At 65.7% G+C, this 23,548-nt stretch carries 18 protein-coding genes; 14 read left to right on the forward strand and 4 right to left on the reverse strand.

Features of this window, described 5'->3' with window-relative positions:
• From dnaA to AB7532_RS00055, 11 genes are all read left to right on the forward strand, one after another.
• Nucleotides 1-1,413: chromosomal replication initiator protein DnaA (gene dnaA, locus AB7532_RS00005; RefSeq protein ID WP_441232803.1), on the forward strand; the 1,413-nt coding region annotated here is incomplete at its 5' end.
• Between the two features lie 360 nt (nt 1,414-1,773).
• Nucleotides 1,774-2,892 (forward strand): DNA polymerase III subunit beta, encoded by a 1,119-nt coding sequence (gene dnaN, locus AB7532_RS00010; protein WP_441232804.1) that lies wholly within the window; start codon nt 1,774-1,776, stop codon nt 2,890-2,892.
• Between the two features lie 109 nt (nt 2,893-3,001).
• Nucleotides 3,002-4,138, forward strand: a complete 1,137-nt coding sequence (gene recF / locus AB7532_RS00015) for a DNA replication/repair protein RecF (RefSeq protein WP_441232805.1) — start codon at nt 3,002-3,004, stop codon at nt 4,136-4,138.
• 90 nt (nt 4,139-4,228) lie between these two features.
• On the forward strand, nt 4,229-4,987 hold the full coding sequence (locus AB7532_RS00020) for a hypothetical protein (protein WP_441232806.1): 759 nt from the start codon (nt 4,229-4,231) through the stop codon (nt 4,985-4,987).
• A 124-nt stretch (nt 4,988-5,111) separates the two neighbouring features.
• A complete protein-coding gene (locus tag AB7532_RS00025) occupies nt 5,112-7,274 on the forward strand; it encodes a hypothetical protein (RefSeq protein ID WP_441232807.1) in 2,163 nt (720 codons plus the stop codon).
• Between the two features lie 446 nt (nt 7,275-7,720).
• Nucleotides 7,721-10,156 carry a DNA topoisomerase (ATP-hydrolyzing) subunit B gene (gene gyrB, locus AB7532_RS00030; protein WP_441232808.1) on the forward strand — a complete coding sequence of 812 codons (2,436 nt, stop codon included), beginning with the start codon at nt 7,721-7,723 and terminating at the stop codon, nt 10,154-10,156.
• Between the two features lie 264 nt (nt 10,157-10,420).
• The gene (locus AB7532_RS00035; RefSeq protein WP_441232809.1) at nt 10,421-10,888 is read left to right on the forward strand and encodes a hypothetical protein; all 468 of its coding nucleotides are present in this window, start codon (nt 10,421-10,423) and stop codon (nt 10,886-10,888) included.
• Between the two features lie 224 nt (nt 10,889-11,112).
• The gene (gene murA, locus AB7532_RS00040; protein ID WP_441232810.1) at nt 11,113-12,408 is read left to right on the forward strand and encodes a UDP-N-acetylglucosamine 1-carboxyvinyltransferase; all 1,296 of its coding nucleotides are present in this window, start codon (nt 11,113-11,115) and stop codon (nt 12,406-12,408) included.
• A 217-nt stretch (nt 12,409-12,625) separates the two neighbouring features.
• Entirely contained in the window at nt 12,626-14,020 is a 1,395-nt protein-coding gene (locus tag AB7532_RS00045) for an MATE family efflux transporter (RefSeq protein ID WP_441232811.1), read from the forward strand.
• Nucleotides 14,017-14,502: a DUF2867 domain-containing protein gene (locus AB7532_RS00050; RefSeq protein WP_441232812.1), complete on the forward strand. Its 486-nt coding sequence runs from the start codon at nt 14,017-14,019 to the stop codon at nt 14,500-14,502. The genes AB7532_RS00045 and AB7532_RS00050 overlap by 4 nt, the downstream gene beginning before the upstream one ends.
• Complete coding sequence (locus AB7532_RS00055; protein WP_441232813.1) at nt 14,499-15,149, forward strand: 2-hydroxychromene-2-carboxylate isomerase; 651 nt, start codon at nt 14,499-14,501, stop codon at nt 15,147-15,149. Before AB7532_RS00050 ends, AB7532_RS00055 begins: the two co-directional genes overlap by 4 nt.
• A gap of 34 nt (nt 15,150-15,183) precedes the next feature.
• Here AB7532_RS00055 and AB7532_RS00060 read toward each other — a convergent pair whose 3' ends face one another.
• Nucleotides 15,184-15,597: a barstar family protein gene (locus AB7532_RS00060; RefSeq protein WP_441232814.1), complete on the reverse strand. Its 414-nt coding sequence runs from the start codon at nt 15,595-15,597 to the stop codon at nt 15,184-15,186.
• A 22-nt stretch (nt 15,598-15,619) separates the two neighbouring features.
• A complete protein-coding gene (locus AB7532_RS00065; protein ID WP_441232815.1) occupies nt 15,620-16,735 on the reverse strand; it encodes an FUSC family protein in 1,116 nt (371 codons plus the stop codon).
• A 124-nt stretch (nt 16,736-16,859) separates the two neighbouring features.
• On the opposite strand from AB7532_RS00065, the gene AB7532_RS00070 reads away from it, so the two are divergent.
• Nucleotides 16,860-18,227 (forward strand): MmgE/PrpD family protein, encoded by a 1,368-nt coding sequence (locus AB7532_RS00070; protein WP_441232816.1) that lies wholly within the window; start codon nt 16,860-16,862, stop codon nt 18,225-18,227.
• Between the two features lie 175 nt (nt 18,228-18,402).
• Here AB7532_RS00070 and AB7532_RS00075 read toward each other — a convergent pair whose 3' ends face one another.
• Complete coding sequence (locus AB7532_RS00075; protein ID WP_441232817.1) at nt 18,403-19,827, reverse strand: serine hydrolase domain-containing protein; 1,425 nt, start codon at nt 19,825-19,827, stop codon at nt 18,403-18,405.
• A 145-nt stretch (nt 19,828-19,972) separates the two neighbouring features.
• Nucleotides 19,973-21,034: a helix-turn-helix domain-containing protein gene (locus tag AB7532_RS00080; RefSeq protein WP_441232818.1), complete on the reverse strand. Its 1,062-nt coding sequence runs from the start codon at nt 21,032-21,034 to the stop codon at nt 19,973-19,975.
• A 280-nt stretch (nt 21,035-21,314) separates the two neighbouring features.
• Here AB7532_RS00080 and AB7532_RS00085 point away from each other — a divergent pair, with 280 nt between their 5' ends.
• Together AB7532_RS00085 and AB7532_RS00090 are read left to right on the forward strand one after the other, a co-directional pair.
• Nucleotides 21,315-22,232 (forward strand): pirin family protein, encoded by a 918-nt coding sequence (locus AB7532_RS00085; RefSeq protein ID WP_441232819.1) that lies wholly within the window; start codon nt 21,315-21,317, stop codon nt 22,230-22,232.
• Between the two features lie 61 nt (nt 22,233-22,293).
• Nucleotides 22,294-23,208 (forward strand): phosphoribosylaminoimidazolesuccinocarboxamide synthase, encoded by a 915-nt coding sequence (locus AB7532_RS00090; RefSeq protein ID WP_441232820.1) that lies wholly within the window; start codon nt 22,294-22,296, stop codon nt 23,206-23,208.
• The last annotated feature ends 340 nt before the right edge of the window (nt 23,209-23,548 follow it).

The following is a 23,548-nucleotide window of genomic DNA, read 5'->3' on the forward strand; positions in this document are numbered from 1 at the left end:
ATGACGACATCGGAACAGGATCGCTGGTCACGCGTGAAGAGCCGGCTGCGCTCGAACGTTGGCGAGGACGTCTATACGAGCTGGTTCGCTCGCATGGATCTGGAAGGCGTGCAGGAGGAGAGCGTGCGGCTCTCGGTGCCGACCCGCTTCCTGAAGAGCTGGATCCAGGCCCATTATGCCGAGCGCGTGCTGTCGTGCTGGCAGGCCGAGATGCCCGAAGTGCATCGCATCGACCTCACCGTGCGCTCCGCTGTGCGTCCGGTGTTGCAGCAGAAGGAGGCGCCCGCGCCGGTCGAAACGCGCCGCGCGCCTGCGCCGGAATTGCGCTCGACTGCGACCGCGCCGGTCTCCGCCAATCACGATGCGCTCGGCGGCTCGCCGCTCGACCCGCGCCTGACCTTTGCAAGCTTCGTCGTCGGCCGCTCCAACACGCTGGCCCATGCCGCCGCGCGTCAGGTCGCAGAAGGCCGCCGCGGCGACCCCGTGATGTTCAACCCGCTCTACATCCATGCTGGCGTTGGCCTCGGCAAGACGCATCTGTTGCAGGCGGTGACCTGGGCCGGCAATTCCGGCAACGAGCGCAAGGTGCTGTATCTCACCGCTGAAAAATTCATGTACGGCTTCGTCGCCGCGCTGAAGACGCAGACGGCGCTGGCCTTCAAGGAAGCGCTGCGCGGCATCGACGTGCTCGTGATCGACGATCTGCAATTCTTGCAGGGCAAGTCGACGCAGGCCGAGTTCTGTCACACGCTGAACGCGCTGATCGACGCCGGCCGCCAGGTCGTGATCGCGGCCGACCGTCCGCCGTCCGATCTCGAAAGCCTGGACGATCGCGTGCGCTCGCGGCTGGCCGGCGGTCTCGTGGTCGAGATGGGCTCGCTCGGCGAGGAGCTGCGCCACGGCATCCTGAAGTCGCGCGTTGCAGCTGCCCGTGCCCATCATGCGACCTTCGAGGTGCCCGAGGAAGTGCTGGCCTATCTGGCCCGCGCCATCACCCATAACGGCCGGGATCTCGAAGGCGCGATCAACCGCCTGCTGGCGCACTCGAAACTCAACAACCGGCCGGTGACGCTGGAAATGGCCGAGCACGAGGTGCGCGACCTGATCCGGCCGCAGGAGCCGAAGCGGATCAAGATCGAGGACATCCAGCGCGTGGTGGCGCGGCAGTATAATGTCAGCCGCTCCGACCTGCTGTCCTCGCGCCGCACCGCCAACGTGGTCCGCCCGCGCCAGGTGGCGATGTACCTCGCCAAGACGCTGACCCTGCGCTCGCTGCCGGAGATCGGCCGCCGCTTCGGTGGCCGCGACCACACCACGGTGCTGCATGCCGTGCGCAAGATCGAGGCACTGGTTTCCAAGGACAATGCGCTGTCCGAGGAAGTGGAGTCGCTGAAGCGCCAGCTTCAGGAATAAACGCCTATTCTCTCAACTTCGGCAGAGATCGTCATGCCCGGGCTTGTCCCGGGCATCCACGTTCTTTGTTCCGAGTGGCAAACCGTGGATGGCCGGGACAAGCCCGGCCATGACGCGTGGAGATGCCAGCGCCCCCGACGAGAGCGTCGAGTTTCGGCACGAATGCAGCGGTAAATCGTGGGGAACTGGTCCCCGATCCCTTGAATCCGGGGGCCATCCAAGCCACCTTGCGCGACCCTGACGGCTTTGGTCATATCGGCTGGATGATCCGGCTTTCCGGGGTCTTCGGTGCCGTGGCGCGCTTTTCGGCCGCCCGGCTTTTCCAACGTTATGTTTCCTTGGGATCGGGCGAGTAGTGCAATGAAGGTTACGGTCGAACGCGCGCAACTCCTGAAGTCGCTGGGCCATGTCCACCGCGTGGTCGAGCGCCGCAACACGATTCCGATCCTCGGCAACGTGCTGGTCCGCGCCGAGAATGCCAAATTGTCGCTGAAGGCGACCGACCTCGACCTCGAGGTAACGGAAACGCTGCCGGCGGAAACTGCCACGGCCGGCTCCACCACCGTGCCGGCCCACATGTTCTACGACATCGTGCGCAAGCTGCCGGATGGGTCGCAGATCGTGCTGGAAGCCGACGGCGACCGCGCCGTGCTGGCAATCCGCGCCGGCCGCTCGCGTTTCACGCTCCAGACCCTGCCGGAGAATGATTTCCCGGATCTGGCCGCCGGCGACATGTCGCACTCGTTCAATCTCGCCGCCAAGGACGTCAAGCGGCTGATCGACCGCACCCAGTTCGCGATCTCGACGGAAGAGACGCGCTATTATCTCAACGGCATCTATCTGCACGCCGCCGGCACCGCCAAGGCCGCCACGCTGCGCGGCGTCGCCACCGACGGTCACCGACTTGCCCAGCTCGATCTGGTGCAGCCCAAGGGCGCCGACGGCATGCCCGGCGTGATCGTGCCGCGCAAGACGGTCGGCGAGGTGCAGCGCCTGATCGAGGACGCCGAGGCCGAGGTCACGATCGAGCTGTCGCAGGCCAAGATCCGCTTCACCATCGGCAACGTCGTGCTGACCTCGAAGCTGATCGACGGCACCTTCCCCGACTACGGCCGCGTGATCCCGCAAGGAAACGACAAGGAACTCGTCGTCGACAAGAAGGACTTCGAGAACGCGGTCGACCGCGTTTCCACCATCTCCAGCGAGCGCGGCCGCGCGGTCAAGCTGTCGCTGTCGCCGGGCAAGCTGGTGCTGTCGGTGACCAATCCGGATTCCGGCAGCGCGACCGAAGAGCTCGAGGTCGAATACGCCTCCGACGCCCTCGATATCGGCTTCAACTCCCGCTATCTGCTGGACATCGCCGCCCAGATCGAAGGCGACGTCGCCACGCTCCGGCTCGCCGACCCCGGTTCGCCGACCCTGGTGCAGGACAAGGACGACAAGAGCGCGCTGTATGTGCTGATGCCGATGCGGGTGTGAGGTCTACCGCCTCTCCACGCATTGACTACATGCGTCATGGCCGGGCTTGTCCCGGCCATCAACGTCTTGGAAGCCTACGAACGTAGGCATCCGGCAATGACAGAGTGACATGACCCCCTCCCGCATTCATCGCCTGACGCTGACGCATTTTCGCAATTATCGGGCGGCGGGGCTCGAGACGGCGGCTGACATGGTGGCGCTGGTCGGGCCGAACGGGGCGGGCAAGACCAATTGCATCGAGGCGATCTCGTTCCTGTCGCCGGGGCGCGGCTTGCGGCGGGCGACGCTGGAGGACGTTGCCGACAACCAGGGCGACGGCTCCTGGGCGGTCTCCGCGCAAGCCGAAGGCGCGCTGGGGCTCGCCACGCTCGGGACCGGCATCGATGCGCCGCGCGCCGACAGCGCGGTGAGCCGGCGCTGCCGCATCGACCGCGAGCCGGTGAATTCAGCAACGGCGTTCGGCGACCACATCCGCATGGTGTGGCTGACGCCGGCGATGGACGGGCTGTTCATGGGCGCGGGCTCCGAGCGGCGTCGCTTCTTCGACCGTCTCGTGCTCGCCATCGACAATGAGCATTCCAGCCGCATCAACGCGCTGGAGCGTTCGCTGCGTTCGCGCAACCGCCTGCTCGAGACGCGCAATTACGACGACCATTGGTGTGACGCGATCGAGCGCGAGACCGCGGAGCTTGCCGTCGCGGTCGCGGCGACGCGCGGCCAGACCGCGGCGCGCCTGACCGGCATGCTCAATGCGCGCGCGCAAGCCTCCGCATTTCCCTCCGCACAGATCGCGCTCGACGGCTGGATGGAGAATGCGCTGCTGACGGAGACCGCGACATCGGTCGAGGACCGCTACCGCCAGATCCTGCGCGACAACCGCCCGCGCGATGCCATCGCCGGCCGCACCACCGACGGGCCGCATCTCACCGACCTCCAGGTGATCTATGCGCCGAAAAGCATGCCGGCGCGCGATGCCTCGACCGGCGAGCAGAAGGCGCTGCTGATCGGCCTCGTGCTGGCCCATGCGACGCTGGTCGCCGAGATGACCGGCATCGTGCCGCTGCTGCTGCTCGACGAGGTCGTCGCGCATCTCGATCCCAACAGGCGCGCGGCGCTGTTCGACGAGCTACGCAAGCTCGGCGCGCAGGTCTGGCTGACCGGCGCGGACCCGGCAGCCTTTGCCGAGATTGGCGCAGGCGGCGAAGTCTTTGACGTCGAGAGCGGACGAGTCTCCGCCCGGCGCTAGACCTCAGCGTTGAACCCCGTTGTTTGCCGCCGCGACTAGCTTTTTGAGGCCGCGCGACGAGGTGACGCGCGAATTCCCTGGAGAAGCGAGATGCGGATGGCAAGGACCGGGGCGCGAGTCCCGGCACGATGGCTGGCGTTTGCCTGCGGCTTCGTCCTGCTCGCGATCTGCATGCTCGCAGCGAGCGCGAGCGCCTGGGTGCCGCATCTGCCGCCGCTGTTCTCCGCGGCGCTCACGCCCGATCCCGATGCCAGACTGCCCGCGCCGACCCGCTACAGCTATCGCGAGACCGGCATCACCACGATGCTCGACGTCGAGGCTCCGCTCCGGACCAGGCTGATCGCCCGCATCCCCGCGGACCTCAACGACGTGCTCGCGTTCTATCGCACCGAGCTCGGCAAGCTCGGCTGGCAGGAGCAGCACGACGGCGCGGTGATCTCGGCCGATCACGTCCAGCTCGCCTTCGTCTCCCCACTGGGACCGGCGGCGCTGGAGCTCAACCGCAAGGACAGCAACACCTCGGTCAATCTGGTACAGAAAAACCAGGATGCCGCGACCCGGGCGCAGATCATGCCGAGGCCCGGCCGCGCGGCGCTGATGTTCACCAATCTCGCCGACAAGGACGCCGTGTTCATCATCGACAACCGGACCGTCACGCTCCCTGCGCGCGCCGGCAAGGAACGCCCCGAGGCGCCGCTGTTCAATATGCCGCCCGGCAAATACCCCTACACACTGAAGGTGGAGGGACGTCCGGACCGCGACACGACGATCGATCTCGTGGCCGGCGATGCCTGGGACGTCACGGTCGGGCCCGATGGCAATCCGTGGTCGCCGATCCAGCTCTACTGACCTCCGGACCCTTTGAACCTGCCCGGTTTCTGCCGCGACTTCTGGTCTGAGGCCGCGCCGACGGTGTCGCAGCCGGCAAATGCGCGCGAGCCCAAGCGGCGCGCAACATCCTGGAGATCTGACGATGTTTTTGATCCCGCGCGGGACACAAGTCCCGACCCGGCTGCTTGCCTGCGGCCTGGCCCTGATGGCGAGCTGCGCGATCGCGGCGGCTGCCGACGGAGGCGTCGTCGATGTCCATGCGCTGCCGAAGCTGGAGGGTGCGGTGGAAGACACCTCGCGCCCCGAATCCTGGCGCCTCGAATATCGCATGCCGACGCCGGAAGCCGTGACATTGCCGGCCGTGAAGAAGCTCCTGAGCGCCGACGGCTGGGTGCCCTATCTGCGGCCGCTGGAGGAGAAGAATACCACGCTGAACTTCAAGAAGGGACGGCAGGGCCTTTCGGTCTATCTCACACAGGGTCTCGGCCGGCCCGACCAGTCCGTGGTCCACTACTCCTCCGATCGCATTTACGGCAACGTACCGTTCCCCGATGGCGCGAGCGACATCATGTTCGACGGCACGAGGCCCTATCTCGGCTGCATCGCGCCCGGCACGCTCGATGCGACGTCGGATTTCTTTGGCCGCGAGATGGCTGCGATCGGCTGGCAGAAGCTCATACCGGAGACCGCCGCGCGCTGGACCACCGGCCTGGACGAGACCGTTGCCAACGGTTTTCGCGCGTTCTATGCGCACGCCGACAGCAAGGAAGGCGGCTTCTACCAGCAGAAGCCGGTCATGCTGACGCTGACGCGCCGCGACGATGGCCGGACCAATGTGGACATCCGGGTCGCGCCCTTCGCCTTGCCCGGCGAGCTCAAGGCCGATGGCGATCTTGCCGGCCTGCCGCGGCCGAATCCGACCAAGACGGCGAGAGGCCTCGGCAGTGCCGACTCCAACAAGCGCGAGATGTCGGCCGCCGCGATGGCCGAGCTGCCCGCGGTGCTCGCCTTCTATCATCGCGAACTCGCCGCGCGCGGCTGGCAGGAGGACGGCAGCGCGCCGCTCGGCCCCGGCGACGAGGTCGCGATCAAGGTCTCCAACACTGATGAAACCGGCGTGCTCAGGCTCGGCCGCAAATATGATTTCACCATGATCAGCCTGAACGTGCAGGTGAAGGAGTCGGCGCTTGCCGCCCGCGCCAGGGCGAAGAAGGACGCCGATGCGAAGTTCCTTGGCGATGCGCTGGGTGCGGCCCAGCAGCTCATCGCCGCCGACGAAGTCCGGCGCAAGACGCAGGCGGCCGCACTATCCGACGCGCCGCTCAACGCGCTCGCCGACAGCAAGACGCCGGTGCCGCTGCCCGAAAGCGCCGAGGACGTGACCTTCGAAGGCAGCGCCGGCCGGCTCGAATTTTCCGCGACCTCGAGTGTGAAGGCGCTGGGCGCGTTTTATCGCGCGACGCTGAAGAGCGCGGGCTGGAAGGAGCAGCCCTCCGTCATCAACCAGCCCAACATGGCGGTGATGGAATTCTCCAAGGGCGGCAAGTCGATCTCGATGACCGTGATGCAGATGGGTCCGAAGGTGAATGTCAGCGCCAACGGCTCCGGCCTGATCGTGGCCGCGGCAAAGCCGGCCGAGACCAAATCGGCTGAATCCAGGCCGGTGCAGACGAAATCGGCCGAGCCGCTCAAGCCCGATCCCGATTCCGCCCTGCCCGTACCGACGCAGCGCTCATCCAGCGGGATCAGCTCGACGAAATTCCCCGGCAGCGACCAGTCGTTCCGCAAGGAGCTCGAAGCCAGCATTCCCGCCGAGCTGTCGGACGTGCTCGCCTTCTATCGCGCCGAGCTGACCAAGCGCGGCTGGCAGGAAAAGAGCGACGGCGCGACTGTCACCGCGGATCGGGCGGAGCTCGCATTCACCTCGCCGGAGGGACCGGCCGTGCTGAAGCTCGGCCGTGCCCGGGACGAAACCAGTGTCAGCCTGGTGCAGCGGAATCCGCAGGCCGCAACCAAGGCCGACATCATGCCCAAGGCGGGACAGGCGAGGGTGATGTTCGGCAATATCGGCGCGAAGGAAGCCACGCTGACGATCAACAAGCAGACCGTGAAGATCGCAGCCGGCGCCGGCGGACCGCAATCGCCGAAAGGCCCGATGCTGGATCTGCCGCCCGGAAAGTATCAGTACGCGCTGCGCATGCCCGGCCAGCCCGCCCGCACCGACACCCTGACCGTCGCCGCTGGCGATGCCTGGGGCCTGCTGGTGGGGCCTGACGGGGCCGTGCTGCCGTTGCAGATGTATTGAGGCCACGCATTAGGTGCGCTCCCTCTCCCGCTTGCGGGAGAGGGTTGGGGAGAGGGTGCGTCCGCAATGGGACACTCCCCAAGAGCAAAAAGCCCCCACCCGGCGCTTCGCGCCGACCTCCCCCGCAAGCGGGAGAGGTTGCAGCGAGCCCGTGGCCCGACCAATTTCAACAAAGCTCGAATGCTCTGGCCCGTGTCTCGGAAGGCCATCCCCGCCCCGCAAAAACCACGCCTTCCGGAGCTCCAAAACACCCCTTTGAATCGCGCTTTTTTCGAGCCTCCGAATCGGCCTCCGGAAGCCTTGAAAACTCGCTAAAAAATCCTATCTGATCAAAGGGTTGCCGGAAGATACTTTGCGCTAGGCGCAAACCCTCTTTCATGGCACAAATAGCTTTGAAATCAGCGCCTTTTGCGCCGCTGATTCGGGCGACATCTCGAAGGCCTCTCATGACAGAACCTGCTCGGCAGACGCCTGCCGAAAACGAGCCCTCAAATCCGAGCGATTACGGGGCGGAATCGATCCGCGTGCTCAAGGGTCTCGATGCCGTCCGCAAGCGTCCGGGCATGTATATCGGCGACACCGATGACGGCTCCGGCCTGCACCACATGGTCTACGAGGTCGTCGACAACGCGATCGACGAAGCCCTCGCCGGCCACGCCTCGCGCGTCGATGTCGTGCTCAACGCCGACAATTCCGTCACCGTGCGCGACGACGGCCGCGGCATTCCCGTGGACATCCACAAGGGCGAAGGCATTTCGGCGGCCGAGGTCATCATGACCCAGCTGCACGCCGGCGGTAAGTTCGACCAGAATTCCTACAAGGTCTCCGGCGGTCTGCACGGCGTCGGCGTCTCCGTCGTCAACGCGCTGTCGAGCAAGCTTGGCTTGCGCATCTGGCGCGACAACAAGGAGCACTACATCGAGTTCGCCCATGGCGATGCGGTGGCGCCGCTGGTCGTCGTCGGCGACGCGCCCGGCAAGCGCGGCACCGAGGTGACGTTCCAGGCCTCGACGGAAACCTTCAAGAACATCGAATATGATTTCGCCACGCTGGAGCACCGGCTGCGCGAGCTCGCCTTCCTCAATTCCGGCGTCAACATCGCGCTGTCCGACATGCGTCACGCCGTCGAGAAGCGCGAGGAGATGCACTATTCCGGCGGTGTCGAGGAATTCGTCAAATATCTCGACCGCAACAAGAAGGCGATCGTGCCGGCGCCAATCATGGTGCGCGCGGAAGCCAACGGCATCGGCGTCGAGGCCGCATTGTGGTGGAATGACAGCTACCACGAGAACGTGCTGTGCTTCACCAACAACATCCCGCAGCGTGACGGCGGCACCCATCTCGCCGGTTTCCGTGGCGCGCTGACGCGCCAGGTCAACGGCTATGCCGAGGCCAATGCGAAGAAGGAAAAGATCGCGCTGACCGGCGACGATTGCCGTGAAGGCCTCACCGCCGTGCTGTCGGTGAAGGTGCCCGATCCGAAATTCTCGTCGCAGACCAAGGACAAGCTGGTGTCCTCAGAGGTGCGACCCGTGGTCGAGAACGTCCTCAACGAGGCGCTCCAGGCCTGGTTCGAGGAGCACCCGTCGGAAGCCAAGATGATCGTCGGCAAGGTGATCCAGGCCGCCGCTGCCCGCGAAGCCGCGCGAAAGGCGCGCGAGCTGACGCGCAAGAGCCCGCTCTCGGTCTCCTCGCTGCCCGGCAAGCTCGCCGACTGCCAGGAGAAGGATCCGGCCAAGTCAGAACTCTTCATCGTCGAGGGTGACTCGGCAGGCGGCAGCGCCAAGCAGGGCCGCAACCGTGAATTCCAGGCCGTCCTGCCGCTGCGCGGCAAGATCTTGAACGTGGAACGCGTGCGTCCCGACAAGATGCTGGGGAGCGAGCAGATCGGCACGCTGATCACCGCGCTCGGCACCGGCATCAGCGACGAGTTCTCGATCGAGAAGCTGCGCTATCACAAGATCATCGTGATGACGGACGCCGACGTCGACGGCGCCCACATCCGCACGCTGCTGCTGACCTTCTTCTACCGGCAGATGCGCGACATCATTGACGGCGGCTATCTCTATATCGCCCAGCCGCCGCTCTATAAGGTCAACCGCGGCAAGTCCGAGCAATATCTGAAGGACGAGCGGGCGCTGGAAGATTATCTGATCGATACCGGGCTCGACGATTGCCTCTATATCCCCGGTAACGGCGGCGACCGTACCGGCCGCGACCTGCGCTCGCTGGTCGACGACGCCCGCGCCGTCCGCGGCATCCTGCGCAGCCTGCACACCCGCTACAACCGCAAGGTCATCGAGCAGGCCGCCATCACCGGCGTGCTCAACAAGACGATCTACGGCGATCCGGAGAAAGCCGCCGCGGCCGCGCAATACATCGCGGCCCGTCTCGACACGCTCGCCGACGAGGTCGAGCGCGGCTGGGTCGGTCAATATGTGGAAGGCCATGGTTTCCAGTTCGAGCGCACGGTACGCGGCGTCAAGGAAGCCGCCGTCATTGACGACGCCTTCCTCGGCTCGGTCGAAGCGCGCAAGCTCGACGAGTACACGATGAAGCTGCAGGACGTTTATGCCCGCCCCGGCAAGCTGCGCCGCAAGGACGTCGAGCACATGGTCTACGGCCCGGTCGACCTGTTCGAAGCCGTCACCGACGCCGGCCGCAAGGGCATCACGCTGCAGCGCTACAAAGGTCTCGGCGAGATGAACCCGGAGCAGCTCTGGGAAACGACGCTGGACATCAATGTGCGCTCGCTGCTGCAGGTGAAGGTCAAGGAGGTCGACGAGGCCGACGACATCTTCACCAAGCTGATGGGCGATGTGGTCGAGCCCCGCCGCGACTTCATCCAGGAACATTCGCTGAGCGCGACGATCGATATTTGAGGCCTGCGGCGTAAGCCCGGATTAACGAGCGCTCCTCCGCAGCCATCCTTCGAGACGCCCGCTTCGCGGGCTCCTCAGGATGAGGTCTGGCTTCGTGGCGCAGCTCTCAACCCTCATGGTGATGAGCGCCGCTCGCGGCGCGTCTCGAACCACGAGGCCGAGATGTCGCGGCGCTCGTGCGGCGCTCCCCTGAACCTCCCCACCTGCCATCGCGACGAAACGGCATGAACCCGCCAGGCCAATCCGGCCAGGAAACGCCACGCCATGATCGCCTCTGCAACCACCAGCCCTGCCCTTCCCTCCCGCCGTCTCGGCGTGATCGGCAGCATCGTCGGTGTGCTGGCGCTGATCGCGGCCGTGTTGCCGCATTGGGTCATACCGGCGCTCTACCCGCCACCGCCGGCAGACAAGGTGATTGTCGACACCGGCCATCGCCTGAAGGATCGCCTGATCGCGCGCGTCAAGGGCGTCGAGTACCAGGCCCCGCCGCGGGAGAAGTCGACCGGGAGCCAGTTGAGGGAGGCGTCCTCGATCGGTGCAATCTCGCTCGGCCTGCTCGCCATCCTGCTTTCGGTCCTCGCCCTCGTGTTTCGCGAGGAGAGGCTGCTGGCGGGCGTTGCGGCCGCACTCGGGGCCGGCGCCATTGCCGTCGAAATCTCCTTCCTGGCCATGGGCGTGCTGGTGCTGATCGTCATCCTTTATGTGGTGGCGAATATCATCGGTCTGTTCTAGGGCTGCCACACACACCACCCTCATCCTGAGGAGCCCGCAAAGCGGGCGTCTCGAGGGATGGCCGCGGGCGAGAGCGGGGCCTTTCATGGTTCGAGATGCGCGTTCCGCGCTCCTCACCATGAGGGTCTCAGACCTTCATCGGGGCCAGCACAATTGCCCCCCTGCTCAATTCTCTGTAGTTTCCGCCCGAAACCGCCCCACCCAACAGCACAGCGAGAATCCACTTGGCGCCCATCCAGTACATCGTCGAGGGCGGTCACCGGCTCTCGGGCTCGATCGAGCCGTCCGGCAACAAGAATTCGGCGCTGCCGATCATCGCCGCAGCCCTGCTCACCGAGCATCCGGTGACGCTGGAGAACGTGCCACGGATCCGCGACACCGAGACGCTGGTCGAGCTGATCCGCTCGGTTGGTGCGGCAGCGGAATGGACCGCCCGCAACACGCTTCACATCCACGCCAAAAGCATCCGCGCCGCCGACCTCGACCCGGAGCTGTGCGTCCGCATCCGCGCCTCGATCCTGCTCGCCGGCCCCCTGCTCGCCCGCTGCGGCGAAGTGATGCTGCCGCCGCCCGGCGGCGACGTCATCGGCCGCCGCCGCCTCGACACCCATGTGCTGGCGCTGGAACAGCTGGGCGCCAAGGTCACCGCGACAGACCGGCTTGAGTTTCGCGCGGCACGGCTCGCGGGGGCCGACGTGTTCCTGGACGAGCCCAGCGTCACCGCGACAGAGAATGCACTGGTCGCGGCTGTCGCCGCCGACGGCGTCACTTATCTGCGCAACGCGGCGTCCGAACCGCATGTGCAGGACCTCGCCAATTTCCTGGTCGCGCTCGGTGCGAAGATCGAGGGCATCGGCACCAACACCATGATCATCCATGGTCCGGCGACGCTCGGTGGAACGACCTACCGGATCCAGCCCGACCACATCGAGGTCGGCTCGCTGATCGGGCTTGCCGCCGTGACGCGCTCGCAGCTCCGCATCACGCGCGCCGGTGTCGAGCATCTGCGCTCGATCCGCATGGGGTTCGAGCGGCTCGGCATCGTCTGCCGCGTCGAGGGCGACGATCTCATCGTGCCCTCCAATCAAACATTGAAGATCCAGGACGATTTCGGCGGCCACGTGCCGAAGCTGGAGGACCAGCCCTGGCCCGCCTTCCCCGCCGACCTGATGTCGATCGCGATCGTCACCGCCACGCAATGCGAGGGCGTGATCCTGATGTTCGAGAAGATGTTCGAATCGCGGATGTTCTTCGTCGACAAGCTGATCGCGATGGGCGCGCGCATCGTGCTCTGTGATCCTCATCGCGCCATCATCGCCGGCCCCAGCCGCCTGCGCGGGGCATCGATGATCTCGCCCGACATCCGCGCCGGCATGGCCATGCTGCTCGCCGCGGTCTGCGCCGAAGGCACCTCCACGATCAACAACGCCGACCAGATCGAGCGCGGCTACGAACGCATCGACGAGCGGCTCAACGCGCTGGGCGCGAAGATCAGGCGCGTGCCTGAGAGGAAGGGCTGAGGCTCTTCGCCTCTCAATCCGAGAATGGTCTCGTGCCCCGGACGCAGCGCAGCACCTCAGTGATGCGCTGCTGAGCCGGGGCCCATGTGGCCGAAAGCTTTTTGCTGTCGAGTTCTGGGTCCCGGCTCTGCGCAGCACCGCTTCGCGCTGCAGCGCGTCCGGGACACGAGAGCGCAGGCCCTGTTTTCGACGCGTCCCTGTGCTATTGCAGCGGCCCATGCTCGACACCACCCAACATCGATCGCAGCCGCAAGCCGGCGTGCCACCAAATCATCTCGCCGAGGAATTCGTCGAGACGCTGCGGCTGGCCGTGCCGATGATGCTGACGCAGCTCGGGCAGATCGCGATGATCACGACCGACCTCGCGCTGATCGGGCGGCTCGGCGAGGATGCGGTCGCGGCGGCCGCGCTGGCGCATACGGTCTATTTCGTCAGCTTCACCTTCGGCCTCGGATTGATGTCCGCGGTGTCGCCGCTGGCCGCGCAGGCCTTCGGCGCCGGCGATGTCGGGCGCATCCGCCGCTCCCTGCGCGTCGGGTTGTGGGTCGCATTGCTGATCTCGCTGCCGATGATGGCCTCGCCGCTCTATGGCGAGCACATCCTGCTCACCCTCGGCCAGGCGCCGCAATCGGCCGCGCTCGCGCAGCGCTATCTGAACGGACTCGCCTGGGGCATCGCGCCGGCGCTCGGCTTCATCGCACTGCGCAGCATGATGAGCGCCGTGAACCGGCCGCAGGCGCCGCTGTGGATCACGCTCGCGGCGATCCCGATCAATGCCGCGCTGGTCTACGCGCTCATCCACGGCCTGTTCGGCCTGCCGGAACTCGGCCTGTTCGGCGCCGGGCTCGCAACCACGCTGGTCAATCTCGGCACATTCCTCGCCGTGCTCGCCATCGCCGCGTGGCGCAAGCCTTTTGCGGACTACCATCTGCTCGCGCATCTCTGGCGGATCGACTGGCCCTTGATGCGCGAGCTCATCGCGCTCGGTGCACCGATCTCGTTTTCCCTGTTGCTGGAATATGGCCTGTTCTCCTCAGCGGCGTTGCTGATGGGGCTGATCTCGATCGCCGCGATCGCCGCGCATCAGATCGCGCTCCAGGTCACGGCCGTGCTGTTCATGGTGCCGCTCGGCATCGGCATGGCGGCGACGGTGCGGGTCGGCCACGCCTTCGGCCGCAATGACCCGGCCGCCGTAAAGCGCGCAGGCCTGGTCGCGGCTCTTCTCGGGATCGTGCTGGTTTCCGCGCTGACGGTCGCCATCATCCTCGGCCGCTACCAGCTCGGACGATTGTTCTTCGGCACCGGTGAGGCCAGCGCGGCAACCATCGAGCTGACGGCGACACTGCTGGTGGTCGGCGCGACCTTCTTCATCGCCGACGGCCTCCAGACCATCGTGGGCGGCGCGTTGCGCGGCATCAACGACACCAGGATGACGCTCGTGTTCGCGGCGATCGGCTATTGGGGCATCGCCTTTCCCGTCGCCTGGGTGCTGGCCTTCAACGCCGGCCTCGGCGCGATCGGCGTCTGGATCGGGTTCTCGGTCGGGACCTTCGTCTATGCGGGCCTCCTGATCTTGCGCTTCCGCATGCTGACGCGCAGACTGGCGGGATGAACCCCGTTCGCGAAGTCACCCCAAACGTCGACGCCGACGCAGTGCTGGCGGGTGCGCAGTTCATCGACGCGTTCCGCGTGGAGATCGGCGCAGCGACGGTCAGTGCGCGCGAGGCCTGCACACGGATGGTCTTGAACGGGCCACGCTGGGTCGATGCGCTGACGCGCCTGCGCAACATTCTGGTGACCCCGTTCGGCCTGAAGACGTCGGGCGAAGGCGCACCGGCCCCGGGCGGCTTGATCGGGCTGTTTCCGGTGCTGAGCGAAACGCCGGAGCGGCTGGTCGCGGGCTTCGACGATTCTCACCTCGACTTCCGTCTCGTGGTTGACGTGGCGGGCGATGATACGAACCGGCAGGTGACCTCGACCACGCTGGTGCGGACGAACAATTTGCTTGGCCGCACTTACCTCACCCTCATCACGCCCTTCCACAAGCAAGTGGTCCGCAGCATGATGGCACGCATCGCGGAGCCGGCCCGATGACGCTGTCAGTCGATCTTTTCTACTCTTATCGCAGTCCCTACAGCTATCTGGCGCTGCCGAAGACGCTCAAGCTCGTCGCGGCGTACGATCTCGCGGTGAATTTGCGGCCGGTCTATCCGATCGCGGTGCGCGTGCCCGGCTTCTTCAAGAAGGCCAGTCCGCAATTCGCGCGCTACATCGTGCTGGACAGCCGCCGCGTCGCCGAACACGAGGGCATTCCGTTCCGCTTTCCCAGGCCCGATCCGATCGTGCAGGACATGACGACGCTCGATGTCGCGGCCGAGCAGCCCTACATCCACCGCCTGACCCGTCTCGGCGCCATGGCGCAGCTCGAGGGGCGCTCGCTCGCATTCACGCATGCGATCGCGCCCGTGCTGTGGGACGGCTCGGTGACGGGCTGGAACGAGGGCGACCATCTCGCGCGCGCCGCCGACAAGGCCGGCTTCGATCTCGCCGCGATGGATGCAGCCATCAGCGCTGACGCGGATCGCTACGAACAGGTGATCACCGAGAACGAAAAGGACCACGCGGCCTCAGGCCATTGGGGCGTGCCGACCTTCGTATTCGAGAACGAGCCGTTCTTCGGCCAGGACCGCATCGACCTGCTGGTCTGGCGGATGCAGAGCAAGGGCTTGGAAAAACGCTGATTGGGCGCACAGTCGCGAATTGACCGAGGTCCTGTCATCGAAGCGTGAGTTCGATGCCATCCTCCGCTTCGTCGCCACCAGGACAGTGGCACCGGATGATCTCGATAAGCCAGTCGAATACCGTGGGCCCTTCGTGTCTCAGCGCCTCTGCCAGGTCATTTTCGACGGAACCTATGTTGGAGGGGTGACATCGCTCGAGCCTCTTCCGCAATTGGCGAGCGGTCTCATCATATCCAAGATTCTGTTTCGAGATTTCGTGATCGTCCCAGCAGAAGACGAAGCCCTCATCGGGCGTGCCAAAGCCACCTCGCAGAATGTCGTTGAAGGCTTCGAGATTTCTGCCCCACTCGGCGCCCGGAATAATGCGAAGGCCGACCTGATCGTAAAATCCTTCCAATGTCGAAAATTCGGACCCGTCGATGCGTAGCTCCGGCTTCGAGGCCGTCATGATTACCCTCTGATCCTTTGACTCATTCCGCCACGCGCGCGGACTTGTCGGACGAAGCCTCCGACCATTCGCCGACGACGCGATCGAGATCGCAGAGATTCTGGTGCATCTGCTCCAGCGAGAAGCCGATCGCGAAGAAGCGCTCCGCGGTGTCGCCGGGGTGGCCGCGGATCAGGCCGTCCTGGCGCACAGCGGCGACCGCTTCGGCATAATGCTGGAGCGCGACATGCACGGGATGGATCGGCGGCGCACCGGCGCCTTCGCGCAGGGCCACGGCGGCGGAGCGCAGGAAGCGCGCGATCACGGTCGAGACTTCCGTCAAGGGCGCTGCGAGCCGCATCTGCACCTCGACCGGCAGCGGCACCACCGTGGCGCGGCCGATCATCACGACGTCATGGCGCAGACGCAGGACCGTGCGCAGCAGCGGGCCGGTGTCGGGGCCGCTCGACAGCCGCGCGGAGCGCTCGCGTTCGGCTTCGGCGCCGATCGCGTTCATGCCGACCATCGCGGTGCCGATACCGTCCTGGATCCGGTGTAGCGCGTCGTTGTCGCGGCCGCGCGTCAGGCCCGCAAGCAACTCGGTGAAAGCGTCGGCGATCAGCTCGAGCAGCGTGGCCGCGCTGGCGCGGATCTGCCGCACCGCGCGCGAGGGCAGCACCAGGAACGAGACGAGCAGCCCCGTGATGGCGCCGACCCCGACTTCGCTGACGCGATCGATCGCAGACGTCATGGGATCGGAGTGATGCATGGTCGGAACCAGCAGCACGATGATTGCCGTCACCGTCGCCGCGTTGAGGCTTGGGTTGATCGCGGCGACGAAGGCGAGTGGCGCGACCGCGAGCACCAGCAGACCCAACAGGCCCGCCTCGGTGGAATAAGGGATCAGGATCGCGATGGCGCCGCCGTAGATCGCACCGCCGATGGTCCCGAGCACGTAGTCGCGCGTCGCCTTCAGCGAGCGGCCCACGCTCATCTGGGTCACGATCAGCGAGGTCAGCACCGCCCAGAGCGGCAGCAACAGATGCAGCGCCGTGGCGATGGCATAGGCCGCCACCGCGGCCACGGTGACCCGGATCGCCAGCCCGAGTTGGGTTCGCCGCCCGTGGACCCGGTCGAACAGCTGTTTCGCGAATGCCATCGTCGAATGTCCCGGTCCGATCCACGTGAAGCGAGCCAAAAGCATGGCTGATGCCCGCGGCCCCAAGGCCGCTTGAAAGGCCAAATCAGCCCGCCTAACTTGCGCGCCAAAACGAGGAAACACGATGGCCCACGAAACCGCAACGCTCGCCGCCTACGTCTTTAACCTGACCTTTCAGGATGTTCCGGCGGAAGTGCTGGACCGCGCCAAGGTGCTGACGCTGGACTTCCTCGGCAGTGCCATCCGGGCGCGGAGCGAAGCGGAATCGACCCCCTCGATCCTGAAGATGCTGGAGGCGCTCGCGCTCGACACCAAGGGCGAATCCACCGTGTTCGGCGACAGCAAGACCTGGACCCCGGCGGTCGCAGCCCTCCTCAACGGCGCGTTCGGCCATTCCCTCGATTTCGACGATACACATGCCGATTCCTCGCTGCATCCGAGTGCGCCGGTGGTTCCGGCCGCATTCGCCGTCGGCGAGATGGTCGGCGCATCGGGCCGCGACGTGCTGACCGCGATCGTCGCGGGCTACGAGGTCTGCTGCCGGCTCGGCAACGCGCTCGACCCGACCTCGCATTATGCGCGCGGCTTCCATCCGACCGCGACCGCCGGCACCTATGGCGCGGCGGCGGCGGCCGGCAAACTGTTCGGCCTGTCCGAGGCGCAGATCGTCTCGGCGTTCGGCGTCTCCGGCAGCCAGGCCGCGGGCTCGCTGCAATTCCTGGTCAACGGCGCCTGGAACAAGCGCTACCAGGTCGGCGCCGCCGCGATGAACGGCGTGATCGCCGCAACGCTCGCCCGCAACGATTTCGTCGGCTCGTCGGAATCCGTCGAGGGCAAGCACGGCCTGCTCGCCGGCTACACCGACGATGCGCATCCCGACAAGGCTGTCGCCGAGCTCGGCAAGACCTATGAGACGATGAAGATCGGCGTGAAGCCGTATCCGAGCTGCCGCTACACCCACGCCGCGATCGACGCGCTGATCGCGATGCGGCGCGAGCACAATCTGACGCCCGACCAGGTCAAGCGCGTCGAGATTGGTTTGCATCGAAACGGCATCACGCTGACCGGCGATGCCGCCACCAAGCGCCATCCGACCTCGATCGTCGGTGGCCAGTTCTCGATGTTCTTCACCGGCGCGCTCGCACTCGACCAGGGCTCGTTCGGCTGGGACGACTACAATCGCCTTGGCGATGCCGCGATCGACGCCCTCGCCGACAAGTTCGACGTGGTGCAGGACGACCGGCTCGAGGTTGGCCGCACGCATCCGTTTGGCGCCCGTGTCAGCATCACCACGGACGACGGCGTGCATGAGCGGCTCTACGCCGATCCCTCGGGAGAACCGGCCTCGTTCCCCGACGCGCAGGCGATGCAGCAGAAGTTCCTGACGCTGGCCCGCCCGGTGCTGAACGCGCGCGCGGAGAAGTTTGCCGATGCGATCATGACGCTGGAGCGGTTCGATCGCGTGGCCAAGGCGACGGAGCTGGGGAGGTAGTCGATCCTTCGCCTCTCCCCGCTTGCGGGGAGAGGCCGGAATTCAAGCGCAGCTTGGATTCCGGGTGAGGGGGGCTCTCCGCGAATCCAACTCTCACCTCCCCCGCGGAGATTTCCCCTCACCCCAACCCTCTCCCCGCAAGCGGGGCGAGGGAGAAGAGGCGGCGCTTCGCTCCTCAATTCACCCCCGCGATTTTCCCTTTCTCGCGCGTCGCCGCCACCACATCCCGCACGAGATCGAATACGCCATCCGCTTGTGGCGGTGCATTGGGCGAGCGGCCGAGCCGCACGATCACCAGCTTCTCCGACGGAATCACGATGGTGTATTGCCCGATCGTGCCCTTGGCGAAGAAGGCATCGCGCGGCCAGCCATGCTTCACGCGAACATTCGCGCCAAAACTGTCGCCCTGGTTGGTCCAGAAGCCGGCGCCGATACCGACCCAGGCATTTGGCGTGGCGGTTGCGGAATAGTTCACCCAGCCCTCGGGCAGGATACGCCTGCCGCCGGCGACGCCGTCATTGAGATAGAGCTGGCCGAAGCGCGCCCAGTCGCGCGCGGATGCGAGCATTTTACTGGAGCCTTCGATCGTGCCGGCGCCGTCGAGCTGGAGCGTGACGTGACGCATGCCGAGCGGCGCGAACAATTCACGGCGCGCAAAGGCCAGCGCATCGGCGGGCTTGCCGCCGGCGGCGTTGCGGATCAGATGCGCGAGCAGAATTGTGTTGCCGTCATGATAATTCCACACCGTGCCCGGCGCGGTCGCAAGCGGCATGCTCGCGGCATAGGTCGCCATGTCGTCTTCGGTGAACTTCATGGCGTTGACCGGCTCGAGCACGGAGCCGAGCGAAGCTTGCAACGAGCTTCCGAGTGCTATGCCCGCGGTGTGACGCAGCAAATGATCGATGGTGATGGCATGACGCGGATCATCCGGATTTTGCCAGGCCGCAATCGGCGCGCGCCCGTCGAGCTTCAGCTTGCCCTGGCGCACGAGAATGCCTGTCAGCGCCGACATCACCGACTTTGTCATGGAGAAACCGAGCAATTGCGTCTCGGGCCCGATGTTTTCGGCATAGCGCTCGGCGACGATGCGGCCGGACTTCATGACGACAATCGCACGGGTGCGGCGATAAGGCGGCTGCGCAGGCTCGGCGAAAGCGCGGTCGAGCGCGGCTGCCAGACCCTCACTCTGTGGCGGCACGAGCCCCGGGCCGGCGATCTCGGGGAGAGCCGCGGGCGGCCTGTCGTCCGGCGGCAACGCGACATCGGCGATCCCCTGACCGTGCTCGAGCGTGCAGCCGAGCCCCTCGCGATAGACGGCACGGCTGCGGCCGATGCCGAGCAGCGTCACCGTGACATCCTTGCGGGCGCGATCGATCTGCAAATTCATCGCCCAGGTCAGGAGGCCGGTGCCCGGCATCGCGTCGGTGGTCTCGGCGAGGTTGCGTTGAGGATCCAGGCCGGAGACGAACGTCTCCGAGCAGAGCGTGTCCGCGATGAAGCCGGTGGCAATCTGGGGCACGTCACGCGCCCGCGCCACGCCGAGCGCGAGGCCGCAGGCGATGGCGGTGGTGAGGAGGGCGATCTTACGGCGACGGGTCACTGGCTTTCTCCGGCTTCGGGACGAGTGCGGGAGAGCAGGCCGGATGCGGGCGATAGGCGCTCGCCGGATTTGAAAAACGACCTCGTCGAAACTGATCGAGGCTGGTCGATTCTGGAATTCTTGTGTGATTTCAAAGGCCTGAAATCTAAGCCGCATCGACCCTCAGCCGCCGATATTCGGTCGGAGTCACCCCGGTCACCGCCTTGAAGGCGCGGTTGAACGGACCGAGCGACTGGAAGCCGGCGTCCATCGCGATGGTGATCACGGGGACCTCGGCCTGCGCGGGATCGGCGAGCGCGGCCTTGGCTTCCTCGATGCGGTGGTTGTTCAGGAACACATTGAAGTTGCGATAGCCGAGCCGCTGGTTGATCAGCCGCCGCAATCGGTATTCCGGGATTTTCAGCCGGCCCGCCAGCACGCCGATGGTGATGTTCTCCTGCCGATAGATCCGCTCGTCCGCCATCAGCCGCATCAAGGCGTCGATGAGCTTCTGATCGGCGGCATCATCGGCCGCAGGCTGACTGAAAACGCTGGGCGGTGCGGGCTCCACTGCTGCCGGAAACAGATCCACCCCGTCAATGCGCATCATCGCATAGACGATCGCCGCGACGGTGCAGGCGAGCACGCCGGCATTGATGGTTTCGGCGACATCGCCGACGTGGTAGCCGGCGACGGCGATCTGGAGCACCGCGTTCAGCCCGCCATAGAGCGCGATTGCGCAGACGATGAAGACACGAACGCGACGGCGGCGCTCGACCAGGTCGGCTTGCCAGGAGGCGACCATCTGTCCGACCGCGAGCGCGATGAAACCGAGCACGATCAGATTGACCATAGTGACCGAGAACCGCACATGGCCGCTGGGTGCAATCCAGACACAGCCCGCGAAGCTGAAGGCCGTCACCAGCGCCCAGACCCATCCGTGCCACAAGCGGAGGCGAAACTCGTCGTCGAACAGGGAGCGTGTGAACAGCCAGAACACCACCATGGTGCCGGTCGACAACGCAATCAGCGGCGCATGCAAGAGCGGGATCCGCGACGTGACATCCACCGAGTAGCTCACCGCATGCGCGGCCGCGCCCAGCGCGAAGGCTGCGCCGAGGCGAGCTGCGAGCACTCTGCGAAAATCATGCAACAGCGACGCCGCCAGCATCAGCAGCAGCGCGACGCTAGCGGCGCGAAAGGCGAGTTCGGTTGCGGCGAGGGTCATCGGACGATGCGGTTGGATGCGATTAGAGACAGCCGAACATCGTTTGTTGGGACTGTTTTTTCAAGGACCATCCGTGCCACAGGTGTCATCGCCCGGCTTCATAGATCGTAGGGTGGGCAAAGCGCAGCGTGCCCACCGCTTCGTCTCGATCGGAGAATGGTCGTGGGCACGGCGCTGACGCGCCTTTGCCCACCCTACGGCCCGGCATTCGCGTAGCACCGCGACGTCACTACAAAATCCTGCTACGATCAGGCTCGCTAAAATACGGAAGGACTCCCCCATGAGCTGGCAACCCTCGAACGATCCCGTGCTCGGCGATCCCATGTCCTGCGATGCGCTCGATCTCGTCATCGTGCCGCGCACGCGCGACCTCGGCGACGGATTCGCGGTGCGGCGCGCGCTGCCGCACGGCAAGCGGCAGATGGTCGGGCCGTTCATCTTTTTTGATCATTTCGGGCCGGTGCAGTTCGTCTCGGGCAAGGGCATGGATGTGCGGCCGCATCCGCATATCGGGCTCGCCACCGTCACCTATCTGTTCGACGGCGCGATCATGCATCGCGACAGCGAGGGCAACGTTCAGGAGATCCAGCCGGGCGCGATGAATCTGATGACGGCCGGGCGCGGCATCGCGCATTCCGAGCGCACGCCGGATGTGCAGCGCGCTGCGGGCCAGAAAATGCTGGGCTTGCAAAGCTGGATCGCTCTGCCGGCCGGCTCGGAAGAGATCGCGCCGTCATTCCAGCATTATGGGGCCGGCGATCTGCCTGTCATCTCCGAGCGCGACTTCACCGCGAAGGTGATCGCGGGGTCGTCGTTCGGCATCACCTCGCCGGTGACAATGGCGTCGCCCTGGTTCTACACCGAGGTCACCGCCGTGGCGGGCGCTAGCGTGCCGCTCGATCCTGACCATGAGGAGCGCGCGATCTACATCGTCGACGGCGAGGTCGAGATCGCAAACGAGCGCTACGAGGCACCGCGGCTGCTGATCTTCCGGCCCGGCGACCGCATCACCGTGAAGGCGCTCAAGGCAACCCGGATGATGTTTCTCGGCGGCGATGCGCTGGAAGGACCGCGCCATGTCTGGTGGAATTTCGTCTCCTCCAGCAAGGAGCGGATCGAGCAGGCCAAGCAGGACTGGAAAACCGGCCGCTTCGCCGCGGTTCCGCAGGAACATGAGTTCATTCCGCTGCCGGAATAGGCTAATCCGGTTCCGGTCGCGCTATCCGGCGCGGCCGGATGTCCTGTCGTAAGGCCTGAAGATGACCACCATGCTCTCCAGCGACCTGCCCCTGACCAAGATCGGCCGCGGCAAGGTGCGCGATATCTACGCCGTCGACGACGACCGCCTGCTGCTGCTCACCACCGACCGCATCAGCGCCTTCGACGTCGTGATGGGCGAGACCATCCCGATGAAGGGCGCGGTGCTCACCCAGATCAGCGCGTTCTGGTTCGATAGGCTCGAAGGCGTGGTGCCGCATCACATGATCAGCGCCGACACCGACGAGATCATCGCCGCCGTGCCGGCCTTGAAGCCGCACCGCGCCGATATTCTCGGCCGTGCGATGCTTTGCCGTCGCACCACCGTATTCCCGATCGAATGCGTGCTCCGGGGCTATATTTCGGGCTCGGCCTGGAAGGAATATGCGTCAAGCGGCACGCTTGCTGGGGAGCAGCTGAAGGCCGGCCTGGTCGAGAGCGAAAAGCTCGAGCCCGCGATCTTCAGCCCGGCGACCAAGGCCGAGACCGGCCATGACGAGAACATCACCATCGCGAAGATGCGCGCAGTGGTCGGCGACGAGACGGCTTACACGCTCGAGAGCATGACGCGCGCGATCTACACGCTCGGCGAGGAACTGGCGCGCGAGCAGGGCATCATCATCGCAGATACCAAGTTCGAGTTCGGCCGCGACAAGGACGGCCGCATCATCCTGATCGACGAGGTGATGACGCCGGACAGTTCGCGCTTCTGGGCGGTCGATGCCTACAAGCCCGGCCAGCCGCAGGCGAGCTTCGACAAGCAGCCCTTGCGCGACTATCTCGACGTCGAGCGCCGCGCCGGCCGCTGGAACGGCGACGCCCCGCCGCCCCCGCTTCCCGCCAGCGTCGTGGACGCGACCAGCAAAAGGTATCTCGAAGCGTACCGGCGCGTGACGGGGAAAGAGCTGAAGATTTAGGCCGGGGAGGATTTAAGGCGCGCCGTTCCGTCTCGCTCCGTCATTGCGAGGAGCGCTTGCGACGAGACAATCCAGCATCCCTCCGCGGATACATTTCTGGATTGCTTCGCTCCGCTCGCAATGACGGGGGGAGGCCAGTGCCTTCCCTCCGCTGTCGTCCCTGCGAACGCAGGGACCCATACCGCGCGATTCATCGATTGCGGATGGTGGGAGTACCGGACTCCGAATCTTCGCCAAACTGCGGCCTCCCGTCTCAACCATATGGTTGAGCATTCACACGCCGTGAACGGGAATCCTCAGCCCGAAACTGTCGGATACTTCATCGTCACAAGAATCCTGT

This window comes from Bradyrhizobium sp. 930_D9_N1_4, from assembly GCF_052076015.1.
GTDB lineage: Bacteria > Pseudomonadota > Alphaproteobacteria > Rhizobiales > Xanthobacteraceae > Bradyrhizobium.

Excerpts from the sequence above, each read along its gene's own strand:
- dnaN (WP_441232804.1), top strand. The coding sequence starts at position 1,774 with ATGAAGGTTACGGTCGAACGCGCGCAACTCCTGAAGTCGCTGGGCCAT.
- recF (WP_441232805.1), top strand. The coding sequence starts at position 3,002 with ATGACCCCCTCCCGCATTCATCGCCTGACGCTGACGCATTTTCGCAAT.
- AB7532_RS00020 (WP_441232806.1), top strand. The coding sequence starts at position 4,229 with ATGCGGATGGCAAGGACCGGGGCGCGAGTCCCGGCACGATGGCTGGCG.
- AB7532_RS00025 (WP_441232807.1), top strand. The coding sequence starts at position 5,112 with ATGTTTTTGATCCCGCGCGGGACACAAGTCCCGACCCGGCTGCTTGCC.
- gyrB (WP_441232808.1), top strand. The coding sequence starts at position 7,721 with ATGACAGAACCTGCTCGGCAGACGCCTGCCGAAAACGAGCCCTCAAAT.
- AB7532_RS00035 (WP_441232809.1), top strand. The coding sequence starts at position 10,421 with ATGATCGCCTCTGCAACCACCAGCCCTGCCCTTCCCTCCCGCCGTCTC.
- AB7532_RS00045 (WP_441232811.1), top strand. The coding sequence starts at position 12,626 with ATGCTCGACACCACCCAACATCGATCGCAGCCGCAAGCCGGCGTGCCA.
- AB7532_RS00050 (WP_441232812.1), top strand. The coding sequence starts at position 14,017 with ATGAACCCCGTTCGCGAAGTCACCCCAAACGTCGACGCCGACGCAGTG.
- AB7532_RS00055 (WP_441232813.1), top strand. The coding sequence starts at position 14,499 with ATGACGCTGTCAGTCGATCTTTTCTACTCTTATCGCAGTCCCTACAGC.
- AB7532_RS00060 (WP_441232814.1), bottom strand. The coding sequence starts at position 15,597 with ATGACGGCCTCGAAGCCGGAGCTACGCATCGACGGGTCCGAATTTTCG.
- AB7532_RS00065 (WP_441232815.1), bottom strand. The coding sequence starts at position 16,735 with ATGGCATTCGCGAAACAGCTGTTCGACCGGGTCCACGGGCGGCGAACC.
- AB7532_RS00070 (WP_441232816.1), top strand. The coding sequence starts at position 16,860 with ATGGCCCACGAAACCGCAACGCTCGCCGCCTACGTCTTTAACCTGACC.
- AB7532_RS00080 (WP_441232818.1), bottom strand. The coding sequence starts at position 21,034 with ATGACCCTCGCCGCAACCGAACTCGCCTTTCGCGCCGCTAGCGTCGCG.
- AB7532_RS00085 (WP_441232819.1), top strand. The coding sequence starts at position 21,315 with ATGAGCTGGCAACCCTCGAACGATCCCGTGCTCGGCGATCCCATGTCC.
- AB7532_RS00090 (WP_441232820.1), top strand. The coding sequence starts at position 22,294 with ATGACCACCATGCTCTCCAGCGACCTGCCCCTGACCAAGATCGGCCGC.